Below are 18,392 nucleotides of genomic sequence, written 5' to 3' on the forward strand. Positions count from 1 at the left end.
GAAGAGACGGGAAATATGCGGAAGGGCGTGCGGATATGTAGAGCTTCTCCCTGCTTTTCACCGCCCGGAACGTGACAAGGCTACAAACGTGAAGCAAAACGAGGACAAGCGGTACGGTTTTGATACACGGACATATACAGACCGGTATATTTGCAGGGAAGTATAACAATAAAAACGTATCGGGACAATGGAAATAGTAAGCATCGAGAAAAAGACCTTCGAGGAGATGAAGGAACGGTTCGGCAGCTTCTCGCAGCACGTGAGGGAGCTTTGCGCCCGCTACCGACCGCCCGAAAAGATGAACTGGATGGACGGGGCGGACGTGTGCGAGAAACTGGGCATCAGCAAGCGGACATTGCAGACCTACCGTGACCGGGGGCTGCTGCCGTACAGCCAGATCAACCACAAGATTTACTACCGGACGGAGGACGTGGAGGCGTTCGTGGAAGCCATGAGCCGGGAAATGACGGAGGACGAGTGAGATGGAAGTGATCACAAGGGACACGGAAGAGGTACGGGCGTACTTCGAGGCACTGGAGGAAGGCATGAGGTACCTTGACACGGTAACGGCGCACTTCCGCCCGGCGATGAACGGCGAGGTCTATCTCACGGGCGAGGACGTGTGCAGGCTGCTGCACATCACGCCGAGAACGTTGCAGGACTACCGCACGCAGCGGCTGATCCCGTACATATCGCTGCCGGGCAAGACGCTCTACCGCCAGTCGGATCTGCTGCGTATGCTGGAGGAGAACTACGTGGACATGCGCCCAAAGCGCAAACGGGGGAAAAGTCCAACATAAACGCACGGGGGTGTGCATCGGGAAATGCAGCAAAGGCAGGAACACCGCATCGGAAGTTCCTGCCTTTGCCGCATTCTGCGCCGGGGAAAGGCGTCAAGCCGTTTCCCGGAGGGAGCGGCGCACCCGCTTCCCGTCCTGTTTCCTGTCCTTCTTCTCCAGCACGCTCCGCTGCATGGCGGCGAGGTTGCCGGAGATCGCCCGGAAATCGGAGCTGACCATCCTGTTGGTCACCTCGGCGTAGATCTGGGTCGTGGAAATGTGCTTGTGCCCGAGTATCTTGGAGAGTGCCTCGATGGTGCCGCCGTTGCAGAGATAGACGGTCGTGGCGAAGGTGTGGCGGCTTAGGTGGAAGCCGATCTCCTTGTGGATGCCGCAGGCTTTGGCTATCTGTTTGAGGTGCCTGTTGCACACGCTGTTGCTGGGCATGGGAAAGACAAGGTCGCCCCCGGCAAGCCCTTTGTAACGTTCTATCAGCTCCTTGGCAATCTCCATGAGAGGGACGTTGCTCGACACACGGGTCTTGGTGCGCCGGGTGATGATCCATTCCTCGCCGTCGAAGTCCATGCGCTGTATCTTGTCATGGGTGAGCGTCTTTATGTCAATGTAGCTAAGCCCGGTGAAACACCCGAAGAGGAACATATCCCGCACGAGGCTGGTCTGTTTCTTGACGAACACGGCGTTAGCCAAGGTGCGCAGCTCCTCCTCCGTGAAATAGCCCCGGTCGGTCTCCTGCATCTCAAGGCTGTACTCGCCGAAGGGGTCGGTGCGGACGATGCCCCGCCGCCACGCCTTGTCGGTCAGGCTGAGCAGGGGCATGGTGTATATCCAGAGGGTGTTGGCGCTCAATCCCTTCTCCACCCGCAGGTACTTGTCGAAATCGGCGATGATCTCCTTGGTCAGCTCCTTGTAAGCCATGTCGGTGCGCTTCTTCTTCTCCCAAAGGAAGGTCTTGAAATGGTTGTAAACAGCCAGATACTTGTTGTAGGTGGACTTGGCTCGCTGCCCTTTCTCCACCATCGCCCCGAACTCCTTGTTCATATTCTCGAAGTCTTTCAGTATGCAGTTCTCCATCACGCCGACACCGAGGAAGGCGTTGCGCAGCTTCTCGGCGGTGACGAAATCCTCTTCCCGGAGGATGCGGTGGTAGTGGTTGGTGAGCCGGGCGGAGACCTCCTTCAGTTGCCCGTTTATCTCGTTTGCCTCGGCGGACTTGCCTTTCGCCTTGCCGTTCTCCCAGAGGTCGGGGGTGACGAACAGCTTGGTTCCCACCGCCTTGTCATCCCCGTCAACGGAGATTTTCACCATGATGGGGGCTTTCCCGTCCCGGTTTCTCACTGCGGATCTCTTGATGTAGAACGAGGTCGCAAACGTACTTCTCTTTGTTTCCATAACTCTAAAATTTTCGTTTCTAAAGGTAGTTACTTATTTCTTACCAAGAGCTATGCAAAACAAGGCAAAGCGATGAAACAGAACTTGTTATGCCGTATATACCCCGTTTCGGAACCGGTAGCTGTTTAGTAGCCGAACTTTGTCCGAAAGGGGTGTTTTCAGGCTTTTTATGCCGAAGCTTGCTTCAACCCGCCCTGCATACAAGATGCTGACCTGCATTTATTTATGTAGAACTTTGCTTTTCTTTGCGCCTTATACCAATTTTTATTGAAAAAACTGTTTACGGCGGCAAAAGTATGATTGTGACATCGCAAAGCCATTAAGGGGAAGTTACAATCATAATACAAAGATATGCGGACGAAAACTTGCTTCGGTAGGTACGAATAGTTATCTTTGCGCAAAGGCAGATTCAAGACGCAGGTTTCATTCCTACAGATGAAACCACGGTTTCTTAAAACGAAGCTTTCGTTTACAGAGACGAAGACTTCGATCAAAGTATCGGAAAGCAAGAAGAGAAGAATTTCTGCCTACGGAGAGAAGTCTTCACAGGCATGGAGAAGGATTATGGAAAGAGGGAGTTACCGTTCGCTTCGCTCTCTCAGGGAGTTAGAAGGAGTTAAAGGGAGTTATCGCCTGCCAAGGCAGGCTGAGGAGTTAGAGGCCGATACTCTTGTGGATTCATTAGTCATAGGTTCTCAATCTCAGAGCTATCGGCCTTTAACTCCCTGAGTGAGCGAAGCGAACGGTAACTCCCTGAGAGAGCGAAGCGAACGATAACTCCCTGAGAGAGCAAAGCGAACGATAACTCCCTGAGAGAGCAAAGCGAACGGTAACTCCCTGAGCGAGCAAAGCGAACGATAACTCCTTAAGAGAGCGAAGCGAACGATAACTCCCTGAGAGAGCAAAGCGAACGATAACTCCCTGAGTGAGCAGAGCGAACGATAACTCCCTGAGTGAGCAAAGCGAACGGTAACTCCCTGAGAGAGCAAAGCGAACGATAACTCCCTGAGAGAGCAAAGCGAACGATAACTCCCTGAGAAGAAAACTCCCGACTCACATAAATAAAGAACAAGAACCATGGGCACACGCTACATCATGAAAGAAATGCCTGACCTGCAGGACACAGGCAAGACCGTCACCTATCCTCAGATGGTGCTGACCGGACAGACCAACACACGGCAGTTGGCAGAGTACATCGCCAAAGGAACCGGCTTTGCCAAGGGCATCACCGAAGGCGTCATCTGCGAGCTGAGCGAAGCCATCGCCCACGAGATGGGCATGGGACGCTCAGTCAAGATAGACGGGCTCGGCATCTTCACCCCTTCGCTGGCCCTGCGCGCGGGCAAGGAACGCGAAGAAACGGACCGGAACGCCACGAAGCGAAACGCCCAGAGCCTGCGCGTGGGCAGCGTCAATTTCCGCGCGGACAAGGAACTGGTGCAAGAGACAAACCGCTGGTGCGACCTGGAACGCGCCCCCTGGAAGCCCGCCCGTTCGTCGCGCAAATACACCCCCGAACAACGCCTCGCCCTCGCCCGCGCCTATCTGGAGGAGAATCCGTACCTCAGCGTGCAGACCTATCGCCACCTGACGGGACTGCTTCAGACCTCCGCCGCCACCGAACTGCGCCGATGGGCCTCGCAGCCGGACAGCGGCATCGGCATCAGCGGCCGAGGCAGTCACCGCGTGTACATCAAGAGGAAAGAATCACCCATCCCTTGAGGTTACGATAATTATCAATATCTTTGCCGAAGAATTTCAGTGGACTTAATTTTAAAAAGATATATGGCAAAAGAAAAAATCATCCTTACGGGCGACCGCCCCACAGGACGCCTACACATAGGACACTATGTAGGCTCATTGAGACGCAGAGTGGAACTGCAAAACTCCGGCTTGTACGACAAGACCTTCATCTTCATAGCCGACGCGCAAGCCTTGACGGACAATATGGAGAATCCGGAGAAGGTACGCCAGAACGTCATCGAAGTGGCGCTGGACTATCTGGCCTGCGGACTGGACCCGACGAAGAGCACCATCTTCATCCAATCGCAGATACCCGAACTTTGCGAACTGACCTTCTACTACATGGACCTCGTCACCGTGAGCCGCCTGCAGCGCAACCCCACGGTAAAGACCGAAATCCAGATGCGCAACTTCGAGACAAGCATCCCCGTAGGCTTCTTCACCTACCCCATCAGCCAGGCCGCCGACATCACCGCCTTCCGCGCCACCACCGTGCCCGTGGGCGAAGACCAGGAGCCGATGCTGGAACAAGCCCGCGAGATAGTACGCCGCTTCAACTATATATATGGTGAAACCCTCGTGGAACCGGAAATACTACTGCCCGAAAACGCCGCCTGCCTCCGCCTGCCCGGAACCGACGGCAAAGCCAAGATGAGCAAAAGCCTGGGCAACTGCATCTACCTTTCGGACACGGCCGACGAAGTGCAGAAAAAGGTGAAGAGCATGTACACCGATCCCGACCATCTGCGCGTGCAAGACCCCGGAAAGCTTGAAGGAAACACCGTGTTCACCTACCTTGACGCCTTCTGCCGCCCGGAGCACTTCGGCCTCTACCTGCCCGAATATCCTAATCTGGACGAGCTGAAAGCCCACTACCAGCGTGGCGGCCTGGGTGACATGAAAGTAAAGAAATTCCTCAACGAGATTATGCAGGAAACACTGGAGCCTATCCGCAACCGCCGCAAGGAATTCGAGAAAGACATCCCCGCCATCTACGACATGCTGAAGAAGGGCTGTGAAACGGCAAGAGAAGCCGCAGCCTCAACTTTGGACGACGTGCGCAAGGCAATGAAAATAAACTACTTTGACGACGAAGAGCTGATAGCCGAACAAGTAAGGAAGTTCAGCGGAGAGTAAGCACCGGAAACTTTAATTAGCAATCTAAGCATACTAAGAGACTGAAGAAAGGGTCGTATCAAGCTCCGTTTTGAGCAATGACACGACCCTTTCAAGTATTATAGTCATTCTTGTTTCGACACACCCTCGTGATCCCCATAAAAGGGGAGGCCCTGACACATCCCCCCTCGATTATCTATCGGGAATACCCGCTATTTGGCAAAAAGCTTTTCAATGTCTTCTTCCTTAATTGTGGCCAATACCGTATGCCCGTCCGGAGTATAATTAGGAGAGGGACAGGCAAACAGGCTATCCACAAGATTCGACATCTCATCATTGCTCAAAACCTGCCCGTAAACAATGGCTGCCGCACGTGCCAATGTCAATGCAAGAATCGTCTGCACCTCCTCCTTCACGTCATTGCCCTTTTCCATAGCCGTGTGCACCATATTCCGGATTAAATCCACCGGGCTCAGTCCCTCAATGCCGGACGGTATGCCGTTGATGGCATAACTTCCTCCACCCAAAGGGCTCAAGTCGAACCCTACCGCTGCCAAATCGCCCGAAATATCCTCCAAGACAGCAGCCTCTGAAGCCGGAAGCTGAACAATTTCAGGGAACAGAACTCCTTGCGAAACTCCTTGCTTTTGGCGTATCTGACCGAGGTAACGCTCAAACAGGACACGTATATGTGCACGGTGCTGGTCAATCAGCATCAACCCCGACTTTACGGAAGTAAGGATGAAACGACCTTTGAATTGCAGATGCCGCCCTCCCTTTTCAATGACAGGTTCATCTCCGTAGAGAGAAGAAGAAGATACCGTATCTCCGGCCGACTCTCGAAGAAAAGGCATTCCTCCGCCATCCGGCATTTCCTCCAAAGGAGCAGAAGGAGCCTCCCGCCCATCTTCCGAAAACAATTCTTCCTCCACCGGTTCATTCATCCTGCTGGCCTTCTCGACACCGGCATAAAGCCCTTCCCATTCCATCTTCGGACGAGAGTAATCACCGCCATAAGAGGATGAAGGCGCAGAAGATGTCTTGAAAGGATTGAAATCAGTGTTATAATGTACCTTGGGCGGCTCTATCGGACGAGCCTGTTCAAAAGCCGGAATGTCGGGCATGTCTTCCGTATCAAAGTCGATGGTAGGCACGGCATTGAAACGTCCCAGCGTCTCCTTCACGGCAGCAGACAATATCTGCCAGATAGCCTGCTCATTTTCAAACTTTATTTCTGTCTTTGTGGGATGTATGTTCACATCAATATTAGCAGGATCGACTTCAAAATATATAAAATACGAAATCTGTTCACCGGCCGGAATAAGCTGTTCGTAAGCATCCATCACTGCCTTGTGAAAATACGGATGACGCATGTAGCGTCCATTGACAAAGAAATACTGATGTGCGCCTTTCTTGCGCGCCGTCTCCGGTTTGGCCACATAGCCGGAAACCTTCACCATGGTCGTATCCACTTCTACCGCCAGCAATTGCTGGTTCAACTTTTTACCGAACACGGACATGATGCGCTGGCGCAAAGGCATGACCGGAAGATTAAACAGCTCCGTGTCGTTGCTATACAGATAGAAAGCCACCTCCGGATGAACCAGTGCAATGCGCTCAAACTCATTCAGGATATTACTCAGTTCCGTAGAATTGGCCTTGAGGAACTTCCGGCGGGCAGGGACATTGAAGAACAGGTTTTTCACGGAGAAATTGCTTCCCTTGGGACAGGATACAGCTTCCTGACTCTCCACCTTGGAACCGGCAATCATCAAACGAGTTCCCAGTTCCTCGCTGGCAGGACGTGTCTTCAATTCTACTTCCGCCACTGCTGCTATGGACGCCAGAGCCTCTCCACGAAAGCCCATCGTACGCAATGCAAACAAATCCGCAGCCTCATGTATCTTTGAAGTAGCATGACGTTCGAAGGAAAGACGGGCATCTGTTTCCGACATGCCCTTTCCATCGTCAATCACCTGGATGCAAGTCTTACCTGCATCCGTTACCAAAACATGAATTTCCTGCGCCTCGGCATCAATCGCATTCTCAACCAATTCTTTAATGACAGATGCCGGACGCTGTATCACCTCTCCGGCAGCAATCTGATTGGCAACCGAATCGGGCAGCAAATGAATAATGTCGCTCATAAACAAGTTGAATTAAATGACTCCCGTACTGATGGCATACCACAGATAGCACAGGATGGCTATGACAATCAGGATGATTCCCAGATGGACAGGTTTGCGCCCACTTTCTTTCCGACGTTTCAGATGAGTGGTTCCTTCCATAAACTTCCCACGGATATCTTCCGGAGAAAATTCCTTTTCGGGCAACATCCCCAAATCACGTTTGGCACTTTCTTCCATCTTCGCCAACTTCTCTTTACGCTCATCCACATAGATATAGCGATGATTAAAGCCACGAGGCTTGCGCATTGTAAACATTCCCATAGCATCTATTTATTATTACGTTTTATATGCATATTCCTTGGTGAAGTTACAGGTTTGCGATCACTCTTCTGTAATACTTCACCGGCCTTTTTACCTCTCCAATTGAAGATATCTTCCTTATTAAGCGGACGAATATAATCAAACCAGACAAAAGACGGCAATCTATATTTGTCCGACGGTATCTGATCCAGAGGATAAGCTGTCCCGTTGGCCTTACCGATAAAGGAGCCTCGCTCCATTTTCCTGTCTTTCAAAAGCAGTCTCAAGAAGCTGCCTTCCGAATAGTTCATCATAATCAGAGAACTGTCTTTTTCCTCTACCGGATAAAACACAACCAGCACATTGCCATTCACTTCCACCCGGCGCATATCTCCGCCGATAAAGAAGCCTTTCATTTCCTTACCGGTCACTTGGTTATAATGAATGCTGTCTTTCTGTTCCACAGCCAAAGCCTGATTAATGATATGCGCCCAGTCTATGGTGCTGTCGTTCATATAAACCTTTATTTCTTCCCCCAATAATTGCTGGCTGCCATGCCATAACACAGGATCATAGTACATAGTCATGCAGGAGTCCTTGGAGTTATACACCAAAGAGTCACACACAGCCTGTACGTCTGTGCGGTAGGCACGAACTTTATGATAGGCATGCATCTCCCGATACATGGAATCCGTGTTCAGATGATAAGTAAGCAGCCTCAGAGTATCACCGTGCATAAACAGACTGTCACCCTGCGAATAATCTATTGCCACGGCACGTTTGGTTGCCAGAGCATTCCCGGTAAGTTCATTGTAAAAGCAATAATCACCCGTAAGCATATTCTTGTTAACGGTATCATTCATCTGGACATTGTAGAAAGCCTCGCCATATCCCAGCTTACGGTCATAGAAAAGACTATCGCCCGTCAGCTTCTTGCCTTCATTGGTCAATATGGAACGGTCAAGCAATTCAGCCTGTTCAGTAACCGTATTATACTCGCCGCGCTCAGAATATATATGGTTTTTATCACTTATGATATCAGAGGGACCCAAAATTGTGGCAACTTTGGATGCCGTACTGTACTTCAAGGTATCGGAAGTCAATGTGAACTTGGGATTGACCAGCTTCACATCATGGTTGAAAACAGCCAGTTTAGTGGCCGGGCTATACTCGCCCCATTCCGAAGTAAGGACATTCTCCTCATCGGTCAGCGTACCTCCTTCAAAATAGTAACCCAAGTTATACAGACGGTCGTAGTTCAAGCTGTCAGTAGTCAACACCGTCTTACGGTTGATCATACGCACATGCTCACGCAACATTGCCAGTTGCGACATTCCGTCATAGTACAAATAATCACCGTAAATAAACAAAGTATCCCCCTGCTCCATACGAACATTACCAAAAGCTTCAACCGAATTGATTTTTTCGTAAATCAAGGCACTGTCGCAGAACATGTACATACTGTCATGTTTCAGCCTTACCGATCCGATAAGTACCTGCACATCCGGGCGCAACAGTTTATCGGCCTGCGCCTCGTCGGCATACAACAAATCTACGCGCGTTTTCTTCTTTTCGGGAATTCCGTTTTTCTTCTGCGCAACAGCTACTGTATTCTTACTGTCCGGAGCTTTGGTATTCGTCTTTCTGTCCTGACCATTCATCAGGCACATGCCAAACAGGCATAGAATACCTGCCAATAGGTATCTATGCCTGTTCAGAAAACTCATTCTCGTATTTTTCTTTTGCATACAAAAGTCTATGTAACTTACTCCGGATCAGTCTTTGATCCACCCCGGATACTTGAACGTACAATTATTTTTCCAATTGTCCTTAATGCGCACATAAGTGTGTTTCTGCTTTTCACGAATCCACTTGTCCAACACTACGTCACGACGCTTCTCCAACACTATATCTTTCAGATTCTGATAATCATCCGCAATCGTTGCCTTATGTCCGTTAATACGGCTTTTCAGCTTCACAATCACGCATTCCTCCTTACCGGTCTTCTGAGGAATCATAGTGAATGCCTCTGAGATTTCTCCAACTTTCATCTTGTCCACGACTTTTGCTATCTCAGGCGGTAATTCCTGCATTTCAAACTTGGAAGTATTGCTGTTAGGATTGGGCAGCAGGCCGTGATTGTTACGAGTGTCCTTGTCCTGTGAAAGTACGGAAGCTGCTTCTTCAAAACTAAATTTGTTATTACGGATGTCATCTGCAATAGAATCCAGACGCGCACAACCTGCAGTCAAAGCCTCTGTGGGGATATGCGGCTTCAGCAATATGTGGCGGGTCTTGATGCGGTCACCACGTTTCTCTATCAACTGAATGATATGAAATCCATATTCCGACTCCACGATTTTGGATACCTTAGTGGGATCTTGCAAGTTGAAGGCTACACTCGCATAAGCAGGATCGAGCATGCCGCGACCCGAAAAATCTATCTCACCACCACGAATGGCAGATCCGCGGTCTTCAGAGTACATACGAGCCAACATGGAAAAACTTTCACCCTTATTGACCCGGTCGGTATATTCACGCAGACGCCTCTTTACATCCTCTATTTCTTCTTGAGGAATCTTCGGCTGCAAAGTAATGATCTGCACTTCTACCTGAGTAGGAATATAAGGAATACTATCCTGAGGCAGATCCTTAAAATAACGGCGTACTTCAGCAGGAGTCACTTTTATTTCTCCTACAAGTTTCTGTTGCATCTTTTGCACTTTCAAACCTTCACGGGCATTATCACGCAAAGTCTCACGAATCTGACTGGAAGTTTTATTAAAGTACTCTTCCATCTTCTCACGCGAACCGATGTTTGAAATATACATGTTTGTCATGTAGTCCACACGCTGGAGCACTTCGGCTTCAGCGACTTCAATACTATCAAGTGCAGCTTGGTGAAGAAACAGTTTTTGAACTGCTATTTCCTCTGGTATCACACAATAAGGGTCACGGTCAAACTTGCGTCCTTCGTACAATGCACTCATACGTGCTTCTTCTACTTCGGACTTCAATATAGCCTCGTCGCCTACTACCCAAACTACCTCGTCAATCACGTTGTCTTGTCCATAAACGGTAGAACCGGCTAATAGTGTCAAGGCAAATAAAACTACAAACTTAAAGCTCATACACTTTTTCATTCTTGGTGTCTTATACTAATAATACTTAATTTTGTCTCTTTTTACAGCTCGCTGATACAAGTCATCTTTTACCTGCTCCATAAACTCCACTTGCTTTACGTTCAGTAGCATGTCTTTCACTTGTGTCCGGGCAAATTCATACGGTTCCTGCTCTCCTATCCGACGATAATCGCTCACATTCAAAAAATAGTAAAAGGCAGTATCGCTCAATTCAACATGGCGATTCCTGTTCAGATACTCATCCACATCAGATTCCTTCAATGGTATCAGGTCCAGCACTTCCGAAACAGATACCCACTTGTCGTAGAAATACTCATATTTCACCGCATTCTGTAAACTGTACTTTTCCAGATGTTCCACCGCCTCTTGTGTTTCCGTTTTATACCAACGCCGGACATTTGCCAATTGAGGAGCAGTCAAGGGAACTTTAATAAACAGCCCTTTCATCAACGGACGCTCTACTTTGAAAAGCTCCCGGTTCTTTTCATAATAATCTGCCAAATCTCTTTCTGAGATTTCTTCCGAAAACCGCTGATGTATCAATGCCTGCTGATAAGTATGCATAATTAATGCTTTACGATAATTCTCCACAAGTTTCTCAATTTCATCATTATTGGGGATATTGCTTTGCGCTTTGTCATAAAGCAAAATGTCTTCCACCCAGTTACGGATGTAATGTTCTACAAACAACAAACTGTCATCTTTTGACAAACCGACAGGAAGTACCGCCTGCAAATCTTCCCGATAAAGAAAATTTCCATCCAACTCCACTAATGGTGTCCGTCCCTTATGGTCGTGTTGCTCGCTACACGCCATACAGAGAAGAGTAATGAAAAGCAAGAAGCTGGTTGTTCGCATTAGCAACTGGGATTTACTTTATTTTAAAGTACGAAGATAGCGCTTTAATTGGTTGCATCAGTGATTATTAACGGTTTTTAAAACCTCTTGGTTAATTTCAACCTTAGCGGAAGCACGCAGTTTAGCCACCCAACGCTGTTCCAGGTAGTTTCTATAATCAACTGAAAGGCGTTCACTAACTTCATGAAATTCCTCCGGCCCTTTAACTTTTCTCCCAAGGATAGCAGTAAAAGGAAAAGACAATATAGGAGTCGCCTCTTGCCCCTTAAACACCAGAGCATCGACATAGGCATTGTCTCCATACGCAAAAAGACCTTGTTCAGCCTGCACTTCAGGAGTACCTTCGGCATTAAAAGTCAACCGGATGGCATCCATCCATTCACTTTCAGGGATTTGTTTCAGAAATTTACGTACTTGTTTTGCTACACGCTTGGTAGTACAATGCAACACAATTCCTTTATAACGAGGTTCTTTCCAATAATAATCGGAACGATGGGTATCAAAGTAAGCCTTCAAACCGGCTTCATCCATTTTAATTCGTTCCGAAACTTCACGGTCAGTAATTTCATGTAGCAGTAATTCCTCCTTATATGCTTGCATCAGCAAACGAAATTCAGGATATTTCTGTTCCAAATGACTATTCTCATAATCTAAGACGGATTTCATAACAAATTCTCTCAACTGACGCCGCACACCTCCAGGATGAGCCACCGCAAAACGGGTAAATTCTCTACCGGTATATGTCTTTCCCCCGAAAATAAACAATACTCGGCTTGTCTTTCCCTTGGATATAAGTTCATCCATTCCAGCCTGATCGGGAATATAATGGTATTCTTTCTTCAATTTTTCCACCAAAGCATCCATCTCCTCATCCATCTCATAACGATATGTCCGACTATGCATAATACCTTCCTTCACTTCTTCAAATGGAGGAAGTTCTCTCCGTTCGAGAACTTTTACAATATGAATGCCTTGCGGAGTAAAAAACGGGTGTGAGATTTCACCGACCTGCATGCCAAAAACAATATCTTCAAATTCGGCAGGCATTTGCAACCAGCTTACCCAAAACTCACTTTTTTCATCTGAAAAATCCACCACGCAGGCATCAAAATCCGCATTTTTCCCCTGTTTTCTGAGCATTTGATAGATAGAATCCATTTTAGCCTCTATCTCATGCAATGCATGTCCGGAAATATTCTGGGAAAGATATTTAAAAATATGACTGACACGTACCTTCCCTGCCTGTCTGGCAAACTTTAGCCTGTTATAAAATCGATGTGCAATACGCTCCTCCGTCTCTTCATCCACCAAATAAGATATGGATGACCAGCGGCGACGAGCCTCCAGTTTATCCCGGAAAGCCGATGTCGTATCCATACCGGCAGTTTCTGCCTCCGCAACTTTAAGCTTGTAATCAATAAACGTCCCTACATAATTTTTTGGCATCACCTGCCTTGCACTTGCAGACTTGTTATTCTTATTATAAACATACTCGAACTCCGAACGGAGAACATCTTTCCCATTGATACGCATCAATACAGGATCTTGAGCAACAGCCGTCGCCAAACTTAAGCACAGAAATACAATTGCCAAGCCATTCTTTATCATAATCATCGTTTTGAATAGAATAAAACCATTACAGAAATGATTTCTCAATGTCACATGCCAAAGATATAAAAATGCCCGAAAAGCATCCTACTCTTTCCGGGCATCTTTACTTTATATATCCTTATTCGGGACGGCTATAATTCGGAGCTTCACTGGTAATGGCTACATCGTGCGGATGGCTCTCCAATACACCGGCATTTGTAATGCGAGTAAATTTAGCATCATGCAATTTGTCGATATCGGCCGCGCCACAATATCCCATGCCAGCACGCAAACCGCCGACCAACTGATAAATCACCTCAAACAAAGTTCCTTTGTAAGGAACACGGGCGGCAATTCCTTCTGGAACCAGTTTTTTCACATCACTTGTTCCACTTTGAAAATAGCGGTCCTTAGATCCATGCTCCATAGCTTCCAAAGAGCCCATACCGCGATAAGACTTAAATTTACGTCCATTAAATATAATTGTTTCACCCGGAGATTCTTCTGTCCCGGCAACCAGCGAACCGATCATCACGCTGTAACCACCGGCAGCCAAAGCCTTAACGACATCACCAGAATAGCGCAAACCACCATCGGCAATCAAAGGTATTCCTGTCCCTTTCAAAGCCTTCGCTACGTCATATACAGCAGACAACTGTGGAACGCCCACACCGGCAACAACACGAGTAGTACAAATAGAACCCGGGCCGATGCCAACTTTGACTCCGTCAGCACCCGCAGCAACCAAGGCTTTTGCCGCTTCACCCGTAGCTATATTGCCAACCACGATATCAATATTTGGGAAACGCTTCTTTGCTTCTTTCAGTTTCTCTATTACATACATAGAATGTCCATGCGCCGTATCAATTACAATGGCATCCGCCCCAGCATCTACCAAAGCCTGCATACGGTCAAGAGTATCAGCCGTAACCCCTACACCGGCGGCAACACGCAAACGTCCCTTGGCGTCCTTACAAGCCATCGGCTTATCTTTTGCTTTGGTTATGTCTTTATAAGTGATCAAACCTACCAGTTTGTTATCTTTATCTACTACCGGCAACTTTTCAATCCTATGCTCCTGCAGAATCTGTGAAACGGCATCCATGTCAGTGGTAGGATTGGTAGTGATTATATTCTCCTTAGTCATCACTTCGTCTATGCGTTTGCTTAAATCTTTCTCAAAACGCAAGTCACGGTTAGTGACAATTCCCACCAAATATCTTTCATCATCCACAACCGGAATACCACCGATCTTATATTCAGCCATCAAATCTAAAGCATCGGCCACCGTAGAGCCTCTCTTGATAGTTACCGGATCATAAATCATACCGTTTTCCGCACGCTTCACTATGGCAACTTGACGTGCCTGCTCTTCAATAGACATGTTTTTATGGATTACACCAATACCACCTTCGCGGGCAATTGCAATTGCCATTTTCGCTTCGGTAACCGTATCCATAGCAGCAGTTACAAACGGGATTTTCAACTCAATGTTTCGTGAAAACTTAGTCGAGAGTTCGACTGTTTTGGGCAAGACTTCAGAATAAGCGGGAATCAACAATACGTCATCGTACGTCAACCCATCCATTACAATCTTATCAGCAATAAATGACATAGGGCTATGCGTTTAAAATTTATTGCGTGCAAATATACGGCTTTTATTCCATTCCCTATATTTGCACGCAATATTTTTTCTATTTTTATCTGCCAAAAGAGTGATCAGTTTGCCATTTCTGAGATGAACTTAATACGTACCAAACGCACTTCTTCTTCCGTAAAATCATCACCTAATTCATCCAGAGCATCATCAATCTTATCCGTTGTGGATTCCTTAAAATAATCATAGATGTCCAGCATGTGATCTTCATCCATAATGTCTTCCAGAAAATAATCAATATTCAGTTTGGTTCCTGAATAAACAATCGCTTCTATCTCATCCAGCAACTCCTCAAATTCAATGCCCTTTGACATAGCAATATCATCCAATGCGACTTTACGATCGATAGCCTGTATAATGGCTACTTTCATCTTTGATTTATTGGCTACGGTACGTACACGCAAGTCTTCCGGCCGTTCAATCTCATTTTCTTCGCAGTGGCGCTTTATTAGCTTGCAGAATTCTTCACCGTAACGTTTCGCCTTGCCTGCTCCGACCCCCGGAATATTCTGCAACTCATCCAATGTCACAGGATAAATAGTTGCCATTGCTTCCAGAGAAGGATCCTGAAATATAACGTAAGGAGGAACTTCCAGTTTTTTGGACAGTTTTTTACGTAGATCTTTCAGCATGGAGTATAATGCGGGATCAACCGCACAAGCACCGCCTCCGCGTGCCGGAGCTTCCTCTTCTACCTCCTCAAAATCATTGTCTTCCACAATTTTGAAGGACTTGGGATGCTTGAGAAATTTCTTACCTTCATCCGTAACTTTCAGCAAACCATAATTTTCGACATCCTTGCTTAAATATCCAGCTATAAGAGCCTGACGGATAACGGCATTCCACGTTTTGTCTTCTTCCCCCATACCGGAACCGAACACTTCGAGCTCTTCGTGCAGGTGAGCCTGCACTTCCGAAGTCTCCTTACCTTGTATTATGTCTATAATATAGTCCGCTTTAAAATTTTCTTTCACCGCGAGGATCGCCTCAATAACGGTACACAATAATTCCTGAGCTTCCACTTGTTTTTTTGGATTTAAACAGTTGTCACAATTACCACAATTCTCCTCCGTATATTCTTCACCGAAGTAATGAAGCAATGTCTTTCGACGGCATACGGAAGATTCGGCATACGCAGCCGTCTCCAACAGAAGCTGCTTGCCTATTTCCTGCTCTGCTACAGGCTTGCCTTGCATGAACTTTTCAAGTTTCTGCAAGTCCTTGTTCGTATAAAAAGTAATGCACTGTCCTTCTCCCCCATCTCTACCGGCACGTCCGGTTTCCTGATAATATCCTTCAAGACTTTTCGGAATATCATAATGGATCACATAGCGTACATCCGGCTTGTCAATGCCCATACCAAAAGCAATGGTAGCCACAATCACATCTATCTTTTCCATCAAGAAATCATCCTGATTCTGCGTTCGTGTAGCCGAGTCCATTCCGGCATGATATGCACGGGCATTGATGCCGTTAGCCTGCAAGATTTCAGCAAGTTCTTCTACTTTCTTCCGACTCAGACAGTAAATAATACCTGACTTTTCAGAATTGTTCTTAATAAACTTGATGATATCCCTATCCACATTAGCGGTTTTGGGCCGTACCTCATAGTATAGGTTTGGACGGTTGAATGACGACTTGAATACCCGCGCATCCACCATACCCAGATTTTTCTGAATATCATGCTGCACTTTGGGTGTGGCAGTCGCAGTCAACGCTATAAGCGGAGCTTTTCCGATTTCATTAATAATAGGACGAATGCGACGATATTCCGGACGGAAGTCATGCCCCCACTCTGAGATACAATGCGCCTCATCCACGGCATAGAAAGAAATCTTTACCGTCTTCAGAAACTCAACGTTCTCTTCTTTCGTCAACGATTCGGGAGCTACATACAACAACTTGGTCTTACCACTAACAATATCGGATTTCACTTGATCTATCGCTCCCTTATTCAGAGAAGAATTAATAAAATGAGCAATGCCATCTTCCTCGCTGAAGTTGCGCATCGCATCGACCTGGTTCTTCATCAGGGCAATCAACGGTGAAATCACAATTCCTGTACCTTCCATTAATAAGGAGGGTAATTGATAGCACAATGATTTACCTCCACCGGTGGGCATCAACACAAAAGTATCGTTCCCATCCAGCAGGTTCTGGATTATTGCTTCCTGATTTCCCTTAAATGTGTCGAACCCGAAGTATTCCTTCAACTGGTCTGTCAAATTGGTTTTCTTCCCTGCCATGATTCATTAGGTTGTTGTTTATAGAGTAATCTTTAATTTGTGCCATTCGGCAATTATTCTTATTGAAGAACTCTAACAAAGTTATAAACAACTTCTTAAATTTCAAGCATAATCCGCCTAATATTTTCAATAAAAAGCAAAAAAGTCGCTCCTTTCAAGCATTACCTTCTCATTTTAAGCACTTTGAAGTCTCGCCATATTTGCCTTTTCAAGCTGGCGTTTTGCATAATCCAGTGTCACTACAAAGTTGTCTTTGTGCTCAGATGGAATTTCAAACATTACATCCATCATGATTGTCTCCACAATGGAGCGCAAACCACGAGCACCCAACTTGTATTCAATAGCTTTGTCCACAATATACTCGAATACGGCATCATCAAAAGTCAACTTCACATTATCCATCTCAAACAGCTTGATATATTGTTTAATAATGGAGTTTTTCGGTTCTGTAAGAATAGCACGCAAAGCCATACGATCCAATGGATTCAGATAGGTCAATACCGGAAGACGACCGATGATTTCGGGAATCAAACCGAACGACTTCAAATCCTGTGGAGCAATGTACTGCATCATATTGTTCTTATCTATGACAGACGTATTGCGTACTGCTCCATATCCCACCACATGGGTATTCAAGCGTTGAGCTATCTTCTTTTCAATGCCATCAAAAGCTCCGCCACAAATGAACAGAATATTCTTTGTATTTACCGGAATCATCTTCTGGTCCGGATGCTTGCGCCCTCCCTGAGGCGGTACGTTTACTACAGCTCCTTCCAGCAATTTCAACAATCCCTGCTGCACACCTTCACCACTCACATCCCGAGTAATGGAAGGGTTATCACCCTTACGAGCAATTTTATCTATCTCGTCAATAAATACGATACCCTGTTCGGCCTCCGGCACATTATAATCTGCTACCTGCAATAGTCGGGTCAAAATGCTTTCAATGTCTTCACCTACATAACCGGCCTCTGTCAAGACGGTTGCATCCACAATAGTAAAAGGTACATGGAGCAACTTAGCAATCGTACGCGCCAGCAAGGTCTTTCCCGTACCGGTACTACCTACCATAATGATATTCGATTTTTCGATTTCCACATCATCACCGCTTTCCTTTTGCAATAGCCGCTTGTAGTGATTATACACTGACACTGACAAGAAACGCTTGGCATCATCCTGTCCAATAACGTATTGGTCGAGAAAATTCTTTATCTCTACCGGTTTAGGAAGTTCTTTCAAATTCAGCTTTGTAGCAGTGCCCTTCTTAGCTCCTCCCATAGCTTCCTGAGTAATCTCGTATGCCTGGGTAGCACAACTGTCACAGATGTAGCCATTCATTCCTGTAATGAGAAAACCTACTTCATCCTCAGAGCGTCCACAGAAACTGCATCTGTTTTTATTTTTTCTTGAATCTGCCATAT

15 protein-coding genes are annotated in these 18,392 nt (G+C 46.8%); 5 read left to right on the forward strand and 10 right to left on the reverse strand.

The window, feature by feature from the left end; genetic code table 11:
- The first annotated feature begins 187 nt into the window (after positions 1 to 187).
- On the forward strand, positions 188 to 481 hold the full coding sequence (locus tag BACHE_RS00935) for a helix-turn-helix domain-containing protein (RefSeq protein ID WP_004326140.1): 294 nt from the start codon (positions 188 to 190) through the stop codon (positions 479 to 481).
- Position 482: 1 nt separating this feature from the next.
- On the forward strand, positions 483 to 800 hold the full coding sequence (locus tag BACHE_RS00940) for a helix-turn-helix domain-containing protein (protein ID WP_005858007.1): 318 nt from the start codon (positions 483 to 485) through the stop codon (positions 798 to 800).
- Positions 801 to 893: 93 nt separating this feature from the next.
- Here the strand turns inward: BACHE_RS00940 and BACHE_RS00945 are convergent, their stop codons facing one another.
- Positions 894 to 2,189: a site-specific integrase gene (locus BACHE_RS00945; RefSeq protein ID WP_013545833.1), complete on the reverse strand. Its 1,296-nt coding sequence runs from the start codon at positions 2,187 to 2,189 to the stop codon at positions 894 to 896.
- Between the two features lie 564 nt (positions 2,190 to 2,753).
- On the opposite strand from BACHE_RS00945, the gene BACHE_RS17470 reads away from it, so the two are divergent.
- From BACHE_RS17470 to trpS, 3 genes are all read left to right on the forward strand, one after another.
- On the forward strand, positions 2,754 to 2,918 hold the full coding sequence (locus BACHE_RS17470; RefSeq protein ID WP_187289280.1) for a hypothetical protein: 165 nt from the start codon (positions 2,754 to 2,756) through the stop codon (positions 2,916 to 2,918).
- A 348-nt stretch (positions 2,919 to 3,266) separates the two neighbouring features.
- Complete coding sequence (locus BACHE_RS00955; RefSeq protein WP_013545834.1) at positions 3,267 to 3,911, forward strand: HU family DNA-binding protein; 645 nt, start codon at positions 3,267 to 3,269, stop codon at positions 3,909 to 3,911.
- Between the two features lie 63 nt (positions 3,912 to 3,974).
- The gene (gene trpS, locus BACHE_RS00960; protein ID WP_013545835.1) at positions 3,975 to 5,069 is read left to right on the forward strand and encodes a tryptophan--tRNA ligase; all 1,095 of its coding nucleotides are present in this window, start codon (positions 3,975 to 3,977) and stop codon (positions 5,067 to 5,069) included.
- A gap of 191 nt (positions 5,070 to 5,260) precedes the next feature.
- On the opposite strand, the gene mutL is transcribed toward trpS, so the two are convergent.
- From mutL to clpX, 9 genes are all read right to left on the reverse strand, one after another.
- The gene (gene mutL / locus BACHE_RS00965; RefSeq protein WP_013545836.1) at positions 5,261 to 7,195 is read right to left on the reverse strand and encodes a DNA mismatch repair endonuclease MutL; all 1,935 of its coding nucleotides are present in this window, start codon (positions 7,193 to 7,195) and stop codon (positions 5,261 to 5,263) included.
- A gap of 12 nt (positions 7,196 to 7,207) precedes the next feature.
- The gene (locus BACHE_RS00970; RefSeq protein ID WP_013545837.1) at positions 7,208 to 7,498 is read right to left on the reverse strand and encodes a hypothetical protein; all 291 of its coding nucleotides are present in this window, start codon (positions 7,496 to 7,498) and stop codon (positions 7,208 to 7,210) included.
- Between the two features lie 5 nt (positions 7,499 to 7,503).
- Complete coding sequence (locus BACHE_RS00975) at positions 7,504 to 9,225, reverse strand: OstA-like protein (RefSeq protein ID WP_041579089.1); 1,722 nt, start codon at positions 9,223 to 9,225, stop codon at positions 7,504 to 7,506.
- Between the two features lie 27 nt (positions 9,226 to 9,252).
- Entirely contained in the window at positions 9,253 to 10,620 is a 1,368-nt protein-coding gene (locus tag BACHE_RS00980; protein ID WP_013545839.1) for a peptidylprolyl isomerase, read from the reverse strand.
- Between the two features lie 15 nt (positions 10,621 to 10,635).
- Positions 10,636 to 11,478: a peptidylprolyl isomerase gene (locus BACHE_RS00985; RefSeq protein ID WP_013545840.1), complete on the reverse strand. Its 843-nt coding sequence runs from the start codon at positions 11,476 to 11,478 to the stop codon at positions 10,636 to 10,638.
- A 57-nt stretch (positions 11,479 to 11,535) separates the two neighbouring features.
- Positions 11,536 to 13,092 (reverse strand): peptidylprolyl isomerase, encoded by a 1,557-nt coding sequence (locus BACHE_RS00990; protein ID WP_013545841.1) that lies wholly within the window; start codon positions 13,090 to 13,092, stop codon positions 11,536 to 11,538.
- 115 nt (positions 13,093 to 13,207) lie between these two features.
- Positions 13,208 to 14,683 (reverse strand): IMP dehydrogenase, encoded by a 1,476-nt coding sequence (guaB, locus tag BACHE_RS00995; protein WP_013545842.1) that lies wholly within the window; start codon positions 14,681 to 14,683, stop codon positions 13,208 to 13,210.
- Between the two features lie 104 nt (positions 14,684 to 14,787).
- Positions 14,788 to 16,971, reverse strand: coding sequence for a DNA helicase RecQ (gene recQ, locus BACHE_RS01000; protein ID WP_013545843.1), 2,184 nt, complete (start codon positions 16,969 to 16,971; stop codon positions 14,788 to 14,790).
- A gap of 174 nt (positions 16,972 to 17,145) precedes the next feature.
- Complete coding sequence (clpX, locus tag BACHE_RS01005; RefSeq protein ID WP_013545844.1) at positions 17,146 to 18,390, reverse strand: ATP-dependent Clp protease ATP-binding subunit ClpX; 1,245 nt, start codon at positions 18,388 to 18,390, stop codon at positions 17,146 to 17,148.
- Positions 18,391 to 18,392 lie beyond the last annotated feature (2 nt).

It is taken from the genome of Bacteroides helcogenes P 36-108 (assembly GCF_000186225.1).
GTDB classification, from domain to species: Bacteria; Bacteroidota; Bacteroidia; order Bacteroidales; family Bacteroidaceae; genus Bacteroides; species Bacteroides helcogenes.

What these genes read in the sequence shown, in the direction of transcription:
- BACHE_RS00940 (WP_005858007.1), top strand. Translation starts at nt 483, where the DNA reads ATGGAAGTGATCACAAGGGACACGGAAGAGGTACGGGCGTACTTCGAG.
- trpS (WP_013545835.1), top strand. Translation starts at nt 3,975, where the DNA reads ATGGCAAAAGAAAAAATCATCCTTACGGGCGACCGCCCCACAGGACGC.
- BACHE_RS00945 (WP_013545833.1), bottom strand. Translation starts at nt 2,189, where the DNA reads ATGGAAACAAAGAGAAGTACGTTTGCGACCTCGTTCTACATCAAGAGA.
- BACHE_RS00955 (WP_013545834.1), top strand. Translation starts at nt 3,267, where the DNA reads ATGGGCACACGCTACATCATGAAAGAAATGCCTGACCTGCAGGACACA.
- BACHE_RS00980 (WP_013545839.1), bottom strand. Translation starts at nt 10,620, where the DNA reads ATGAAAAAGTGTATGAGCTTTAAGTTTGTAGTTTTATTTGCCTTGACA.
- BACHE_RS00990 (WP_013545841.1), bottom strand. Translation starts at nt 13,092, where the DNA reads ATGATTATGATAAAGAATGGCTTGGCAATTGTATTTCTGTGCTTAAGT.
- BACHE_RS00985 (WP_013545840.1), bottom strand. Translation starts at nt 11,478, where the DNA reads ATGCGAACAACCAGCTTCTTGCTTTTCATTACTCTTCTCTGTATGGCG.
- BACHE_RS00970 (WP_013545837.1), bottom strand. Translation starts at nt 7,498, where the DNA reads ATGGGAATGTTTACAATGCGCAAGCCTCGTGGCTTTAATCATCGCTAT.
- mutL (WP_013545836.1), bottom strand. Translation starts at nt 7,195, where the DNA reads ATGAGCGACATTATTCATTTGCTGCCCGATTCGGTTGCCAATCAGATT.
- guaB (WP_013545842.1), bottom strand. Translation starts at nt 14,683, where the DNA reads ATGTCATTTATTGCTGATAAGATTGTAATGGATGGGTTGACGTACGAT.
- recQ (WP_013545843.1), bottom strand. Translation starts at nt 16,971, where the DNA reads ATGGCAGGGAAGAAAACCAATTTGACAGACCAGTTGAAGGAATACTTC.
- BACHE_RS00975 (WP_041579089.1), bottom strand. Translation starts at nt 9,225, where the DNA reads ATGCAAAAGAAAAATACGAGAATGAGTTTTCTGAACAGGCATAGATAC.
- clpX (WP_013545844.1), bottom strand. Translation starts at nt 18,390, where the DNA reads ATGGCAGATTCAAGAAAAAATAAAAACAGATGCAGTTTCTGTGGACGC.
- BACHE_RS17470 (WP_187289280.1), top strand. Translation starts at nt 2,754, where the DNA reads ATGGAAAGAGGGAGTTACCGTTCGCTTCGCTCTCTCAGGGAGTTAGAA.
- BACHE_RS00935 (WP_004326140.1), top strand. Translation starts at nt 188, where the DNA reads ATGGAAATAGTAAGCATCGAGAAAAAGACCTTCGAGGAGATGAAGGAA.